Annotated in this window: 15 protein-coding genes; 8 read left to right on the top strand and 7 right to left on the bottom strand. The window is 65.9% G+C overall.

Annotated features, from left to right (window positions below; all coding sequences use genetic code 11):
* Positions 1–175: 175 nt before the first annotated feature.
* Both aceA and AC1RRP_RS10575 read right to left on the bottom strand, forming a co-directional pair.
* On the bottom strand, positions 176–1495 hold the full coding sequence (aceA, locus tag AC1RRP_RS10580; protein ID WP_493035906.1) for an isocitrate lyase: 1320 nt from the start codon (positions 1493–1495) through the stop codon (positions 176–178).
* Between the two features lie 335 nt (positions 1496–1830).
* On the bottom strand, positions 1831–2109 hold the full coding sequence (locus AC1RRP_RS10575; RefSeq protein WP_493035904.1) for a gamma-glutamylcyclotransferase family protein: 279 nt from the start codon (positions 2107–2109) through the stop codon (positions 1831–1833).
* A gap of 562 nt (positions 2110–2671) precedes the next feature.
* Between AC1RRP_RS10575 and AC1RRP_RS10570 the strand changes: the two genes are divergently transcribed.
* A complete protein-coding gene (locus AC1RRP_RS10570) occupies positions 2672–3154 on the top strand; it encodes an SWIB/MDM2 domain-containing protein (protein ID WP_082605516.1) in 483 nt (160 codons plus the stop codon).
* 87 nt (positions 3155–3241) lie between these two features.
* Here the strand turns inward: AC1RRP_RS10570 and AC1RRP_RS10565 are convergent, their stop codons facing one another.
* Together AC1RRP_RS10565 and AC1RRP_RS10560 are read right to left on the bottom strand one after the other, a co-directional pair.
* Positions 3242–4942 carry a thiamine pyrophosphate-binding protein gene (locus AC1RRP_RS10565; RefSeq protein WP_493035902.1) on the bottom strand — a complete coding sequence of 567 codons (1701 nt, stop codon included), beginning with the start codon at positions 4940–4942 and terminating at the stop codon, positions 3242–3244.
* A gap of 35 nt (positions 4943–4977) precedes the next feature.
* On the bottom strand, positions 4978–6189 hold the full coding sequence (locus AC1RRP_RS10560; RefSeq protein ID WP_493035900.1) for an MFS transporter: 1212 nt from the start codon (positions 6187–6189) through the stop codon (positions 4978–4980).
* A gap of 215 nt (positions 6190–6404) precedes the next feature.
* Between AC1RRP_RS10560 and AC1RRP_RS10555 the strand changes: the two genes are divergently transcribed.
* From AC1RRP_RS10555 to AC1RRP_RS10530, 6 genes are all read left to right on the top strand, one after another.
* Positions 6405–6842, top strand: a complete 438-nt coding sequence (locus tag AC1RRP_RS10555) for a hypothetical protein (protein WP_493035898.1) — start codon at positions 6405–6407, stop codon at positions 6840–6842.
* Positions 6843–6888: 46 nt separating this feature from the next.
* Positions 6889–7857, top strand: coding sequence for a cation diffusion facilitator family transporter (locus AC1RRP_RS10550; protein WP_493035896.1), 969 nt, complete (start codon positions 6889–6891; stop codon positions 7855–7857).
* Positions 7858–7991: 134 nt separating this feature from the next.
* On the top strand, positions 7992–8672 hold the full coding sequence (locus tag AC1RRP_RS10545; RefSeq protein ID WP_493035894.1) for a hypothetical protein: 681 nt from the start codon (positions 7992–7994) through the stop codon (positions 8670–8672).
* Positions 8669–10006 (top strand): (Fe-S)-binding protein, encoded by a 1338-nt coding sequence (locus AC1RRP_RS10540; protein WP_493035892.1) that lies wholly within the window; start codon positions 8669–8671, stop codon positions 10004–10006. Before AC1RRP_RS10545 ends, AC1RRP_RS10540 begins: the two co-directional genes overlap by 4 nt.
* Positions 10007–10137: 131 nt before the next feature.
* Positions 10138–10842, top strand: coding sequence for a glutathione S-transferase N-terminal domain-containing protein (locus tag AC1RRP_RS10535; RefSeq protein WP_493035890.1), 705 nt, complete (start codon positions 10138–10140; stop codon positions 10840–10842).
* Positions 10843–10851: 9 nt separating this feature from the next.
* A complete protein-coding gene (locus AC1RRP_RS10530) occupies positions 10852–11328 on the top strand; it encodes a RidA family protein (protein WP_493035888.1) in 477 nt (158 codons plus the stop codon).
* Between the two features lies 1 nt (position 11329).
* Here the strand turns inward: AC1RRP_RS10530 and AC1RRP_RS10525 are convergent, their stop codons facing one another.
* Positions 11330–12454 (bottom strand): SMP-30/gluconolactonase/LRE family protein, encoded by a 1125-nt coding sequence (locus AC1RRP_RS10525; protein ID WP_493035886.1) that lies wholly within the window; start codon positions 12452–12454, stop codon positions 11330–11332.
* 72 nt (positions 12455–12526) lie between these two features.
* Positions 12527–13459 (bottom strand): histone deacetylase family protein, encoded by a 933-nt coding sequence (locus AC1RRP_RS10520; RefSeq protein ID WP_493035884.1) that lies wholly within the window; start codon positions 13457–13459, stop codon positions 12527–12529.
* Positions 13460–13930: 471 nt separating this feature from the next.
* On the opposite strand from AC1RRP_RS10520, the gene AC1RRP_RS10515 reads away from it, so the two are divergent.
* Positions 13931–14761, top strand: coding sequence for a hypothetical protein (locus tag AC1RRP_RS10515; protein ID WP_493035882.1), 831 nt, complete (start codon positions 13931–13933; stop codon positions 14759–14761).
* A 24-nt stretch (positions 14762–14785) separates the two neighbouring features.
* Here the strand turns inward: AC1RRP_RS10515 and AC1RRP_RS10510 are convergent, their stop codons facing one another.
* A complete protein-coding gene (locus AC1RRP_RS10510; protein WP_493035880.1) occupies positions 14786–15010 on the bottom strand; it encodes a hypothetical protein in 225 nt (74 codons plus the stop codon).
* Positions 15011–15191 lie beyond the last annotated feature (181 nt).

Below are 15191 nucleotides of genomic sequence, written 5' to 3'. Positions count from 1 at the left end.
CACTAATAAGGTAAATTCATTTTTTATGCTGTCACAGAATAAAACTTCTTATTAATTTTATTGAATGACGTCATTTCCAAAAGTAATCAAAATCGTCCCGGAAATTGCACGGGGCTGACGGACCTGCGAAAACGCAGGCGCGTCAGCCCCGTTGGCCGGTGAAGTTACTCAGTGCTTAGTGGAACTGCTCTTCCTCGGTCGAGCCGGTCAGCGCGGTGACGCTGGACTTGCCGCCCTGGATGACGGTGGTGACATCGTCGAAGTAGCCGGTGCCGACTTCCTGCTGGTGGGACACGAAGGTGTAACCACGGTCGCGGGCGGCGAATTCGGGTTCCTGCACGCGCTCGACGTAGGCGGTCATGCCGCGCTTCACGTAGTCCTGCGAGAGGTCGAACATGTTGTACCACATGGAGTGGATGCCCGCGAGCGTGATGAACTGGTACTTGTAGCCCATGGCGCCGAGCTCGCGCTGGAACTTGGCGATGGTGGCGTCGTCCAGGTTCTTCTTCCAGTTGAAGGAAGGCGAGCAGTTGTAGGCCAGCATCTTGCCCGGGTGGACCTTGTGCACGGCGTCGGCGAACTTCTTGGCGAAGTCGAGGTCGGGCGTGCCGGTCTCGCACCACACCAGGTCGGCGTAGCGGGCGTAGGCGTTGGCCCGGGCGACGGCCTGGTCCAGGCCCTTGCGGGTCTTGTAGAAACCTTCAGCGGTGCGCTCGCCGGTCAGGAAGGGCTTGTCGATCTCGTCGTAGTCGGAGGTCAGCAGGTCGGCGGCCTCGGCGTCGGTACGGGCGATCACCAGGGTGGGCACGCCCATGACGTCGGCGGCCATGCGCGCGGCGATCAGCTTCTGGCAGGACTCGCGGGTGGGCAGCAGCACCTTGCCGCCCATATGGCCGCACTTCTTGACGGAGGCCAGCTGGTCTTCCCAGTGCACGCCACCGGCGCCGGCGCGGATCATGGCCTTCATCAGCTCGAAGGCGTTGAGCACGCCGCCGAAACCGGCTTCGGCATCGGCCACGATCGGGGCGAAGTAGTCGATGTAGTCCTTGTGGCCGGCGTCGATGCCCTTGGCGTGCTGGATCTCGTCAGCGCGGCGGAAGGTATTGTTGATGGTTTCCACGACCTTGGGCACCGAGTCCACCGGGTACAGGGACTGGTCCGGGTACATGGACGAGTAGGTGTTGTTGTCGGCGGCGACCTGCCAGCCCGACAGGTAGATGGCCTTCACGCCGGCCTTGACCTGCTGCATGGCCTGGCCACCGGTCAGTGCGCCCAGGCAGTTGACGTAGGGCTCGGTGTGCAGCATGTCCCACAGCTTCTCGGCGGTGCGGCGGGCGATGGTGTGCTCGATGGGGAAGGAACCACGCAGGCGCACCACGTCGGCCGCGCTGTAGCCGCGCTCGACACCCTTCCAGCGGGGGTTGGTGGCCCAGTCCTTTTCCAGGGCGGCGATCTGTTGCTCACGGCTGAGTTGTTCGGTCAGGGTTTGCGGCATGGTGTAACTCCTAAAGCAGGTGGATGAAACCGTTCGATTACCGGGCGGCGATGCGGCCTGGCTCGATGGGTCTACTTTAAGTCTTGTATAAGACTTTGAAAACCTCTTGTGTCTTATACAAGACATTTTTTATTTCATTACGAATCAATAACTTACGTTATTCGATTTGCAATGTGAAATTCAATATCTCGTATTGAGAAAATTTGCTGCGATGCGTCAACGGGTAATTTCAAATTGTGAAACTAGATAGGCTGGTTTTGAAATGCAGCCACGACAGCCCCTAGCGCACCGACGCCGCCATGCCGCAGACCGGGCGCGGCAGGCAAAAACCGGTCTCAGTGGCGCTGCAACCAGTCGCCCGTGGTGATGCGCGGCCAGCCGCGTACGCGCTGCGGGTCGATTTCATAGACCAGGCAGCGCAGGGACCGGCCGTCGAGAAGGAGTTCGACGTAGCGGCGCGTGTACTCGCCGCTGGGCACGGGCGCCACCTCCTCGATCACGTCGAGCTGCCGCTCCAGCTCGGGAGCCATGGCATAGACCTCGCCGAGCACCGGCTCCGTGCCGCCCAGGACCAGGCCGGGATAGGGCCCGAGGTCGTAGAGCAAGCCGCCCATGCGCGCCTGCCCCAGGCCGGCTGCAGACGGTTGATGTCGTTGGCTTCGCCGCGGCGCAGCGTGCCATAGACGAAAACATGGCGTTCGGGCAGGGTAGGCATGGGCGGCGTCCTGGGGCAGCTCCTGAGGGCGTTCAAGCGGCTCGACGAGCCTCTTCTGACGAGAGCGTAGCGGACCGCAGGGGTGCGCACGGCGTGGCCAGCCGGAGCAGTGCGCACCGGACGCGCAGCTGGCCGACGCCGTCGGCCCTGCGCCGCCCCGAGGATCACTCGCGAAAAGCCCCGCTTTCAGAGGAGAAAGCGGGGCTGCGCAGGGGTGTGCGCAAGGCGATTTTCCTCCCGCTGCAGAGCGTGATCTGCACCCCGGAGCAAGACCTCCAGAGGAGAAAAAGCGTTTTTCAGAGGGGCGCCGCCTGAAAATCGCGATGCAAAAAACAACATCCCAGAGGGAGAAAACACACTTTTCGCTTGGAGATGCGTTTTTTCTCCTATAGCATCCGCAATACCAGAGAGGAAGCAGTTCCCTCTGGTGATTAATCAACTTCTAGAAGAGGAATTCAATCATGGCAACTGCAAAGAAGAAGGCTCCGGCCAAGAAAGCTCCGGCCAAGAAGGTCGCTGCGAAAAAGGCTCCCGCTAAAAAGGCGGTAGCGAAGAAGGCTCCGGCGAAGAAGGCCGCTGCCAAGAAGGCTCCGGCCAAGAAGCCGGCTGCGAAGAAGGCTCCGGCCAAAAAGGCCGCTGCCAAGAAGGCTCCGGCCAAGAAGGCCGCTGCGAAGAAAAAGGCTCCGGCCAAGAAGCGCACCCCCAACGCAGCGTTCATGAAGCCGCTGACCCCCAGCCCGGCCCTGGCCGCAGTGGTGGGTTCCGCTGGCCTGCCGCGTACGGAAGTCGTGAGCAAGCTGTGGGCTTACATCAAGAAGAACAAGCTGCAGGACAACGTCAACAAGCGCAACATCAACGCTGACGACAAGCTGAAGGCGATCTTCGGCAAGGCGCAAGTCTCGATGTTCGAGATGGCTGCCCTGATCGGCAAGCACCTCAAGTAATCGGCTCACCCCGTTTACGAAAAAGCCGGCGGTGACGCCGGCTTTTTTTATGCACGGTCGCGGCGGTCGCCGCGGCCTGCCCTCCCCTCAGCCCTTGGCCTGGCGCGCCAGCGCCGCCTGCGTGATGGCGCCCAGGGTGCCGCGCGTGGTGATGACCTCTGGATCGAGCATGACCTCGATCAGGGTGCCTTCGGGCCGGGCCACCGCGGCTTTCAGCTCCGCCTCGAACTCGGCCGTGCGCGTGACGCGCGCGCCGGCGTAGCCGTAGGCGCGGGCCAGGGCCACGAAATCCGGGTTCTGCAGCTGCGAGCCGCTGATGTGCTGCGGGTACTCGCGCTCCTGGTGCATGCGGATGGTGCCGTACATGCCGTTGTTGAGCAGCACGATGAGGGTCTTGGCGCCATGCTGCACGGCGGTGGCCAGCTCCTGGCCGTTCATGAGGAAGTCGCCGTCGCCGGCGATGGTGAAGGCCATGCGCCCCTGGGTGATGGCCACGGCAATGCCCGCCGGCACGCCATAACCCATGGCCCCGCTGGTCGGCGCCAGCTGGGTCTTGTCGCCATGGGCCAGGCCTCGGTAGCGCCAGAAACGGTGCACCCAGCTCGCAAAGTTGCCGGCACCGTTGGTGACCACGGTATCGGCCGGCAGGTGCTTTTGCACCAGGGCCACGATGGCGGGCATGTCGATCTCGCCGGGCAGGGCTTGCGGCTGCAGGTTGGCGAGGTAGTCGGCGTTGGCCGCCTGGGTCCAGGCTTCCCAGGGCAGGCTGGGCGGCGCCGTGAGCACCTCCAGCGAGCGCGCGGCGGCGTTCATGGTGGCGTGGATGGCCAGATCAGCCTGGTAGACGCGGTTGAGTTCCTCGGCGCTGCTGTGGATGTGCACCAGCTTCTGTTTCGGTTTGGGCACTTCCAGCAGGGTGTAGCCGCCCGTGGTCATCTCGCCCAGGCGCGGGCCGATGGCAAGGATGAGGTCGCTGTCCTGGATGCGTTTGGCCAGCCTGGGGTTGGGCGCAATGCCCATGTCGCCCGCGTACTGCGGATGCTGGTTGTCGAAAGTGTCCTGGAAGCGGAAGGCATTGCTCACGGGCAGCTTCCAGTTCTCGGCAAAACGCTGCAGGGCCTGGGCCGCCTGCGGCGTCCAGCCGCCGCCGCCGGCCACGACCAGGGGGCGCTGGGCCTGCAGCAGCATCTCGCGCAGGCTGCGCAGGGAACCGGGATCGCTCCAGGCCTGCACCGCCTCCACGCGTGGCAGCGGCGCCACGTCCACCTCCTGCACCAGCATGTCCTCGGGCAGCACCAGCACCACGGGGCCGGGGCGGCCGTTCATGGCGGTGGCGAAGGCGCGGGCGATGTACTCGGGGATACGGCGCGCGTCGTCGATGCGCTCGACGCGCTTGGCAAAGCCCTTGGTGCTGGGGCCGAAGAAGGATTCGTAGTTGACCTCCTGGAAGGCTTCGCGGTCGCGCATGTCACTGGCCACGTCGCCGACGAAGAGCACCATGGGCGTGGAATCCTGGAAGGCCGTGTGCACGCCAATGGAAGCATTGGTGGCCCCTGGCCCGCGCGTGACGAAACACACGCCAGGGCGGCCGGTGAGCTTGCCGTGGGCCTCGGCCATGAAGGCGGCCCCGCCCTCCTGCCGGTTGATGACGAACTGGATCTGCTCGCGGTAGGCGTGGAAGCCGTCGAGCACGGCCAGGAAGCTTTCGCCCGGCACGCCGAAGGCATGGGTCACGCCCTGGGCCACGAGGCATTCAACGAGGAGGTGTCCGGCAATTTGGGTTTTCATGTCGCCATTTTGCCCGGCGCCGAACGGCCGTTCATTCAGTGCCTTACGAGACGCCCCACCCCAACCGCGGTGAACACGCTCAGCAGCAGGATTGCCGCTGCGACGAAAAAGGTCGCATTGAAATGGCCGCGGTCCATCAGGGCGCCGAACATCAGCGGTGCCACGGCAAAGCCGACGTCGAACCCCGAGTACACGGTGCCGTAGACGCGGCCGGTGGCGCCCCGGGGGGTGGCCTTCTTGACCATCATGTCGCGCGAGGGGGTGCCGATGCCGATCGCAAAACCGGTGGCAGCGAGCGCGACCATGGTGCCCGTGGCGCCCAGCCAGCCGCTGCCGCACAGCGCGATGAGCAGTGCCCCGCCTCCCATGCACCAGGCCACCACGCGGTCGCTGTGGGCGGCCTGGCGGGCTACGACGAAACCGCCGACAAGGATACCGGCCGCAGCGCAGAGCATGTAGGCCGTCAGCGTCAGCGTTGCCGTTTCCATGCTGACGCCATGCAAGGCCTGCAACAGGGACACGGCGTAGTTCTGCACCAGGGCCAGCGTCATGGTCGAAAGCATGAAGAACCCGAAACACCACCAGACCACCGGCAACTTGAGAAAGGCCAGGTCGCTGCCTTCAGCGTGCTGGGGCTGGCGCACCATGACCTCGGTGCGCAGCTTGTCGCGCTGCAAGACCAGCAGGACGAGGATGACGGCGTACATCAGGGCGGCAGACACATAAGCGCTGCGCCAGCCGGCGACGCTACCGATGCCCACCAGGAACACGGGCGCCACGGCCCAGCCCAGGTTGCCGGTCAGGCCGTGTGCGCTGAAGGCATGGCCGAGGCGCGGCACCGAAACGCGCTGGTTCAGGATGGTGAAGTCCACCGGGTGGAAAGGCGCGTTGCCCAGACCAGCCAGCACGGCCACGGCCAGCAAGCCGCTGTATCCCTGCACCAGCGAGGCCCCGAGACAGGCCGCGATGAACAGCGCCTCAGCGGCGAACAGCACACGGCGAGCCCCAAAGCGGTCCACCACGAAGCCGGCCCCAGCCTGGCCCAGGCCGGAGACGACGAAAAAGACCGACATCAGCAGACCCAGCTCGGAATAGCTCAAGCCGAACTCGCGCATGAAAACCGGAAACAGCAGGGGCAGCAGCAGGTGCGAGAAGTGGGAACTCGCATGGGCCAGGCCGACGAGGCCGATGATGGTGGCGTCCTGGCGCAGGGGGGCGGAGGGGGTAACAAGGCTCGCAGTGCTCATGGCGCCATGGTAATGCAGGCCCCAACGCGCTGCCTGGCAAGCTTCTCGGGTGGCGCAGCGTGAACTATTGCACGCGATGCGCGGCGAACTGCTGCATCGCAACAAGCACCCGCCACTTCCGTGAACTTGTCCCTCGCCAGATGTGCGGGCCGGGACAAGAATCCCCTCGAACAGCACATCTTTGCCGTATCAAAAAACGCGAGGGGAGTCCCAACATGATCATCCTGCCCATTGGCCCGGAATCGGAACCTGAACGCACGGCGGCCCCGGCCTCGCGGCCCGCTCCGCTGCAAAGCACGCTGCGGGTCCTGGTCTACGGCTTCACGCCCTCCGAACGGGAGCTGATCCAGGGCATCGTGGCGCTGTCGCAGCGCCGCCCGCTGCGGCTGGAGCTGACCCGCTCCGATGACGCCGACACCGCCGACGTCATCCTGCTTGACGGTGCGGACGCCAAGGTCATGGCCTGGGCCGCCAAGGCCAGCATGCTGGTGGGCAAGACTGTCATCCAGGTCGATGGCCAGAGCGCTCCCCACGGCGCCACCCACCTGCAGCGCCCCATCCAGTGGCCCAAGCTGCCCTCGCTGCTGCTGCAAGCCCTGGATCCCAACTCCCCCTTGCTCAGCACGCGCCAGTCGCTGATTTCCACTTTCTAACCCCCCCGGCGCGGGCGGGTCGTGCCGGCGCGGGCATACTGGGGGCATGGCCCACGAGCACTCGCACGACCACTCCCACGACGCGCACGACCACGCTGCGGCTCACGCACACGCCGGTCATCAGCACCCCGCCCCGGCCAACTTCAACCGCGCATTTGCCATCGGCATCGCGCTCAACGCCGGCTTCGTGGCGGTAGAAGCCTGGTACGGCTGGCAAGTCAACTCCCTGGCCCTGCTGGCCGACGCCGGCCACAACCTGAGCGACGTGGCTGGCCTGCTGCTGGCCTGGATGGCCGCCCTGGCCGCGCGCCTGCAGCCCGATGCACGTCACACCTACGGCTGGCAACGTGCCTCCATCCTGGCGGCGTTCACCAATGCCGTGCTGCTGCTGGTGGCCATGGGCTCGCTGGGCCTGGAGGCCTTCCAGCGCCTGGGCTCGCCCGAGCCCACGCAGGGCTGGACCATCATCACCGTGGCGGCCATGGGCATCGTGGTCAACACCGCCACCGCCCTGCTCTTCCTGCGCGGCGGCGAACACGACCTCAACGTACGCGGCGCCTTCCTGCACATGGCGGCCGATGCCCTGGTCTCGCTGGGCGTGGTGATAGGCGGTGCGCTCTACCTCTGGCAGGGCTGGGCCTGGCTGGACCCGGTCATGAGCCTGGCGATCGCCGCCATCATCGTCGCCGGCACCTGGGGCCTGCTGCGCCAGTCCCTGCACCTGCTGTTCGACGGCGTGCCCGAGCACGTGGACCTGCCCGCCGTGCAGGCCTGGCTGGAGGCACAAGCCGGCGTGGCACGCGTGGATGACCTGCACGTCTGGGCCATGAGCACCACGCGGGTCGCCCTGACCGCCCACCTGGTGATGCCGCAGGGCCACCCGGGCGATGACTTCCTGCGCGAGGTGAGCGAAGGGCTGCACCAGCGCTTCGGCATCGCCCATACCACGCTGCAGACCGTGACAGCACCGATGCTGCAGCACTGCCACGATCCGGACCGAAGACGCTCCGCTTGATCTTTCTCGGCGAAACCCGAATGCTATTTTTTTGATAGCAAACGAATCGAAAAATCAGCCCTTATTGAAGCGCTTGCGCATCAGCGTTACCATCAGGCTGTTGATACCCTGCCGGGTTGTCAAAAGGAGGGACTATGGACTTTCTCGATTGGGTCCGCGGGCCGCTGCTGGCCGTCGCGCTGCTGGTGTTCGTGCTCGGTGTGGCGTGGCGCTTGTGGGTTCTGTGGCGCCTGCCGGCCAGCACGCAGCCACAAGCCCCCGCCCGCCAGCCCTTCGGCACGGCCGATGCGCTCTCCGCCAGTCTGGGCCGCATGCTGCCGCACCGCGGTTTCCACCCCAGCGCCACACTGGTCACCCTCAACCCCTATGTGTTCCATATCGGGCTGGCGCTGGTGTTCTTCGCTTATGCGCCGCACATCGCCTTCATCCAGCGCCTGACCGGCCTGGGCTGGCCTGCCCTGCCGGACATGGTGATGTATCTGGCCGCGGCGGCCACCATGGTCTCGCTGCTGCTGGCCATCGTGTTTCGCCTCTCCGACCCGGTGCTGCGCAGGATTTCGCGCGCCGACGACCACATCACCTGGGCGCTGACGCTGTTGCCGCTGATCACCGGCATGGGCGTGGTGGGCGAGCCGTCCAGCGCACTGCTGGCGCACGCCAGCCCGGTCTACCGTGATCCTCTGGCCATCCACCTGCTGAGCCTGGAGCTGCTGCTGGTCTGGTTCCCCTTCGGCAAGCTGATGCACGCCTTTCTGGTCCTGCCCAACCGCATGCAGCTGGCCCGCTTCCTGGGCCGCCGGGGAGTACGCACATGATCGACATGACCGTTTTCAGGCAGTTCCAGGAAGCGATCCGCCACCTGGGCGAGATGGCGCAGCCCGAGGCGCTGGGCGACGAAGAGCGGCTGGCCCGCGCCAAGGCCGTGATGCACGACAAGACCGACCGCGCGCTGGCCCTCGACCTGGAATCCTGCGTCAACTGCGGCTACTGCTCCGAGGCCTGCCACTTCTACCAGAGCACGCAGGACCCGAAGTACACCCCCACGCGCAAGCTCGACCTGCTGCGACGCGTGCACATGCGCGAGACCTCGGCCTTCGCCCCGCTGCGGCGCCTCTACACGAAGGACATCACGGTCGACGAGCTGCGCGAGTGGCAGGAACTGGTCTACGACAGCTGCACCGAATGCGGACGCTGCAGCATGGCCTGCCCCATGGGCATCAACATTGCGCGCGGCGTCAACGTCATGCGCGAGGCGCTGTCGCAGGCCGGCCTGGTGCCCCTGGAACTGATGGCCGTGGCGCAGGAACAGGCCGGCCGCGGCACGGTGTTCGGCGTGGGCCCGAAAGAGCTGGCCGGCTGTGTGCAAGCCCTGCGCGCGCAGGGCCTCACGATCCCGCTGGACGAGCCGCAGGCCGACGTGATGCTGGTCACCACGGTGATCGACGTGCTGCTGTTCCAGGACGCGCTGGCCGCGACGGCCCGCATCCTCAACCACCTGGGCGTGAAGTGGACACTGCGCAGCGCCGGCTTCGAGGCCGCCAACTTCGGCCTGCTCTCGGGCAACGAGGCGCTGCAAAAGGCCGCCAGCAAGCGCCTGGTGGACGAGGCGCTGGCCATCGGTGCGCGCACCCTCATCCTGCCCGAATGCGGCCATGCCTATCCGGCCCTGCGCTGGGAGGGACGGCTGGCCGACGGCAGCCCCCTGCCCTTCGAAGTGCTGGCCGCGTCCGAGTTCGTCGGCCGAGAAATCCAGGCCGGGCGCCTGCAGCTGCAGGCCGGTGACGGCAGCGCCAAGCTGACCTACCACGATGCCTGCAAGCTGGCGCGCCACGGCGGCGTGATCGACGAACCACGTGCGGCACTCCGTGCGCTCGGTGCCGATTTCCGCGAAAGCACGCCCACGGCCGAACTCAACTGGTGCTGCGGCGGCGGTGCCGGCGCGTTCCTGATCAACCGCGCCGCGCCGCTGCGGCACAAGGCCTGGGAAATCAAGCGCGAGCAGATCGAAGCCACCGGGGCCGACACCGTGGTGCTGTCCTGCGCCAGCTGCCGCCTGAACTTCATGGAAGCCGCCGAGATCGACCAGTGGCCCACGCGCATCGCCAGCCTGGTCGAGCTGGTGGCCGAGAAGCTGCCTTCCCGGCCCTGAGTTCAGGCAGCCAGGGTCGCTGGTGCCGATCCGGGAAGTGAGGTCCTGGCGCTGTGACCGGCGGCAAGACCTGCACGCGCAGGCGGCTTGGGCTACAGTGGGCGTCGCTTCTCACTCCCCACCCATCCGCCATGAAAAAACTCGCCGACTTCCCCATCACCCGCAAATGGCCCGCCCGGCACCCGGAGCGCCTGCAGCTCTACTCGCTGCCCACGCCCAACGGCGTGAAGGTGTCCATCATGCTGGAGGAGACTGGCCTGCCCTACGAGGTACATCTGGTGAACTTCGGCTCGAACGACCAGCTCTCGCCGGAGTTCATGAGCCTGAACCCCAACAACAAGATCCCGGCCATCATCGACCCGAACGGCCCGGGCGGCAAACCGCTGGCGTTGTTCGAATCCGGCGCCATCCTGGTCTACCTGGCGGCCAAGACCGGCCAGCTGATGCCGGCCGACGACGCGGGAAAATACGAGACGCTGCAGTGGCTGATGTTCCAGATGGGCGGCATCGGCCCCATGTTCGGGCAGCTCGGCTTCTTCCACAAGTTCGCCGGCAAGGACTACGAAGACAAGCGTCCGCGCGACCGCTACGTGGCCGAATCGCGCCGCCTGCTCAATGTGCTGAACCAGCACCTCAAGGGCCGCGACTGGATCATGGGCCGGCAGTACACCATTGCCGACATCGCCACCTTCCCGTGGGTGCGCAACCTGCTCGGTTTCTACGAGGCGGGCGATCTGGTGGGTGCCAAGGACTTCCCCGAAGTCGCGCGCGTGCTGGCGGCCTTCGTGGCACGGCCGGCGGTGCAGCGCGGCCTGAACATTCCCAAGCGCGACTGAGCGGCCACCATGTCACGCGAAAGCGAATTCCAGGCGGTGGCCCGCGAGCTGGGTTACGACTTCAATGGCGAACTCCAGAAAGGTGGCAACTACGCACCGTTCGTGCGCCACGGCGGCCAGGTCTTTGTCAGCGGCCAGGTGCCGCGCGTGGGCAGCGAGATCGTGGTGACGGGGCGCGTGGGCGGCGATGTGTCGCTGGAGCGCGCCGAGCGTGCCGCCAAGGTGTGTGTGATGCGCGCGCTGGCCCTGCTGCGCCAGGCCCTGGGCTCGCTCGACGCGGTGGGCCGCGTGCTGCGCGTGACGGTGTTCGTGCAGGCGGCCGACGGTTTCTCGCAGCTCAGCGAAGTCGCCGATGGCGCCTCCGAGGTGCTGATCCGCGTGCTCGGCGAGGCCGGCGTGCACACGCGCACCTCGGTCGGGGTGGCACAGCTGCCCAAGAACGCGGCGGTGGAGCTGGACCTGATCGCCGCCGAAAACCAGCCCTGAATCAGCGCGCCAGCCAGCCCAGCCCGTGCGCGTGCAGGCTTTGCACGTACAGACGGTCCCTGGTTTCCGTGAGACTCGTGACCTCGGGGTAGGCCCCGCTGGGGTCTTGCAGATCCATCACCACCTGGCCCGCCTCGTTGAAGGCGAAGACATGGCCATAGGTCCTGGGGATGGGCCACAGGGCGCGCGGCAGGCGTAGCGTCAGGCTGCGCAGCCAGGGCTTTTGCGCCAGCTGGTCCACCTTGGGGTTACGCGGCTTGACCAGTCCCACCCAGATGCGGCCGTCCAGGCCGCGCATCAGGTTGTCGGGGTAACCGGGCAGGTTGTCGAACAGCACAGCGGCCTCGGCGCTGCCGGCCTTGGGCCAGTTGGCCAGGTCCAGATTCTGCGCAGCCACGGCCACCTTCCAGATGCGGTAGCGGCCCGTTTCGTTCACGAACAGCGTGCGCTCGTCCTGGCTCAGCGCCACGCCATTGGCAAAGCTCAGGCCCCGGGCCACGACGCGGGTGGCCCGGGTAGCGGGGTCGTACTCCAGCACGCGGCCCGTACCGGCCTGCTCCAGGATGTCGAGTACGCTGGCCTCGAAGGTGCCGCCCCAGTCCCTGGGGGAAAAACGCCCGGAGGCATCGCTCAGGTAGATCTTGCCGCTCTTGGCCACCACCACCGAGTTGGCATAGAGAATCGGCGTATCGCCTGCCTTGTCGGTGAGCAGCGCGACCTTGCCGTCGAGGGTGATGGACAGCAGGCCCTTCATGGCATCGGCAGCGATGAGGTTGCCCTGCGCGTCGAAATCAAAACCCAGCACACGCCCGCCGGTGTTGGCAAACACCTGCTGCTGGTTGCCGTCGGCGTCCATGCGCAGGATGTTGCCGCTCGCCACCGTGGTGTAGAGCTTGCCGTCCCTGCCGAACACGATGTGCTCAGGCCCCACCTCGCCCTTGAGGTCGATCAACTGCAGCTTGGCCAGCCGGGTGTTGACCGCATGCGGGCCGGTGTACCCCGGCTCCGCTGGCGCTTCCCAGGCCACGGGCCGGATGGGCACCGGCCAGGCCGCGAGGTAGAGCACGGCAGCGCCCAGCAGCCCTGCCGTGGCCAGACCGATCTTCTTGATGTTGCCTGTACGCATGGGGCTCCTCCTCTTGTATTGCTTATAGTGCAGCGCCCGGCTGCCCCAGCGCAGCCGGCGCCCGCCGCCGGATCAGCGGCCCATCAACGCCTGCACGTGCGCGGCCGTACCGCTGGCCAGGCCCTCCAGGCTGTAGCCACCTTCGAGCACCGAAACCACACGGCCCTGGGCCGTCTCGTCGGCCACTTTCATCAATTCGCGCGTGATCCAGTGGTAGTCCTCGTCGGTGAACTTCAGGCCACCCAGCGGGTCCAGGTGGTGGGCGTCGAAGCCGGCCGAGATGATGAGCAGCTCGGGCGCGAACTCGCGCAGCGCGGGCAGCAGCACGTCGGTCATAGCCGCGCGGAAGGCGGCCGAGCCCGTGCCGCGCGGGAACGGCACGTTGACGATGTTGTGAGCCACGCCCGTCTCATGCCGCGCGCCCGTGCCCGGGTAGAACTGCCCCTGGTGGCAGGAGCCGTAGAACAGGTCCGGGTCGTCATAAAAAGAATTCTGCGTACCGTTGCCGTGGTGCACGTCGAAGTCCACCACCGCCACACGCTGCAGGCCATGCTGCTCGCGCGCGTGCAGCGCGGCAATGGCCGCCTGGTTGAACACGCAGAAGCCCATGGCCTCACCCGCTTCGGCATGGTGGCCGCAGGGGCGCGTGGCGCAGAAGACGTTTTTCGCCTCCTTATTCACCACGTCGTCCACGCCGGCGCAGGCCGCGCCCACACAGCGCAGCACCGCCTCCAGCGTGCCGGGCGACATGATGGTGTCACCCCCATCCAGAGCCCGGTAGCCCTGCTCCGGCGCCATGTCCTTCACGGCCTCCACGTAGTCAGGCGTGTGGATGTGCAGCACCTGCTCGAAGGTGCCCAGCGGCGCATCGCGCCAGACGGCGTCGGCAAAGGCCGGGGTCTTCAGGGCGGCCAGCACGGCTTCCAGTCGTTCGGGGGATTCGGGATGGTGTGGGCCGGGCTTGTGGTTGAAGCAGGCTTCGTGGGTGTAGATCAGGGTGCTCATGGGTGCTCGTCTTCCTCTCGATTCTGGAAATCATCGCCGCCCCGGGGCGGGCGTTATCGCTGCTGGCGTCAATTCTCAATGAACCCGGCCTATCTTGCACTGTGCGCCGCTCGGCCGCAATCGTAGAAACCGCAAGACCAGTACTGCACCCCAGAGGTAGAGGAACATGATGAAAGCGATGAATCCGTGCGCAGGGCCAGGCGCAAACCACAGCCCTAGCCTTCGCTATGGCGAGGATTTGCAACGCGGCCATGCGCGCGAAGGCGCGCTTTCATGTTTCGATACTTCTGGGGCGCAGTGCCAAGCCTGCCCGGCTCTCCTCGCCAGGCAATACGCCCCATCCGGCCGGTGCCGCTCGGCGACGCGCCGGCCTGCACCTCGGATGGCAACGGTCAGGCGGTTTGCCATTGCAAAACGGTATATACGGTTTATATTGAATCCTGTCCCGTAAACCGCATGGAGTTGCCCCGCATGTCACCCGAGGTCAATTTGTGGTGGACGCTGCTCATCGGCGTCAGTTGTATCAATCTCCTGGCGTGGTCCTGGGCGGCGCATGCACTACACCAGCGTCAGCGTGCGCTGCCGGAGCCGGTGTACGCCTCGCGCAGGTTACAGCTCTTCTTTTCGGCCGGCTATGTGCTGGGCTGTGCCTATCGTTCGGCCCTGCCGGTCTTCGATGTGCAGCGCATCTGCCTGGTGGACAGCTGGTTTTCCAGCGTCATCGTGGGTCGCAGCGTGGCGACGATCGCCGAGCTGTGCTTCGTGGCGCAGTGGGCGCTGCTACAGAGGGAGATTGCCCAGACCACGGGCAGCAAGACGGGGCGTCTCATCGCAATGGCTGTCGTGCCGCTGATCGCGATCGCCGAGACCTGTTCCTGGTATTCGGTGCTGACCACGTCCAACCTCGGCCACGTGATCGAGGAGTCGCTCTGGGGCATCACGGCTGCGCTGCTGGTGGCCAACCTCTTGGTCAACCAGGAGCGGCTGGCGCCTTCGGTGCGCCCCTACCTGCGTGCGGTGTGCCTCGTCGGCGTCGCTTACGTGCTCTTCATGTTCTCAGTGGACGTCCCGATGTACTGGGAGCGCTGGGTGTCGGACGAAGGGATGGGGCGCCAATACCTGGGCCTGAGTCAGGGCGTCGCGGATGCCTCCGGGCGCTGGGTCGTCTCACACGACTGGGGCATCTGGAAATCCGAAGTGACATGGATGACGCTGTATTTCAGCGTGGCGGTGTGGCTGAGCATTGCCATGGTGCATGCGCCCATCCCCAGGCGGCATACGGCGCTGGCGCAGCCCGCTTGATGGCGTCATGCCAGCATGGCGGGCTCATCCGTCCAGGTCACCCCAGCCGCTGACCTTGCTGAACAGGACTTCGCCGGTCGGAACATGGATGACGCGCACGACACCGCCCGGCGGGTCCGTGATGCTCTTGGCGGCCAGGGACACGGCCAGGTCCAGGTTCGACAGCACGGCGCCATCCCGGACCTGGGTGCGAGGCAGCGATGCGACGATGGGGGCCGTGCTTTCGATCTTGTAGGCCGGGATGTTCATGGGCGCCTCTCCTTGCGAGATTCCTGCTTGAGAAAGGTAGCTTCTCACGCCAGTTTTACAAGCGTATGGGAAAGCGCCAAAAACTTCTGATCAAGATGTAAGTCCTGAGACGAATTGCCTATCGCCCGCCATGGCGCTGACACCTGGTCGTTACGCCTGGATGCATCAAAAAACCCGCTCC

The organism is Hylemonella sp. GW821-FHT12C09 (assembly GCF_058807395.1).
This window is presented reverse-complemented; position numbering and strand designations above follow the sequence as displayed.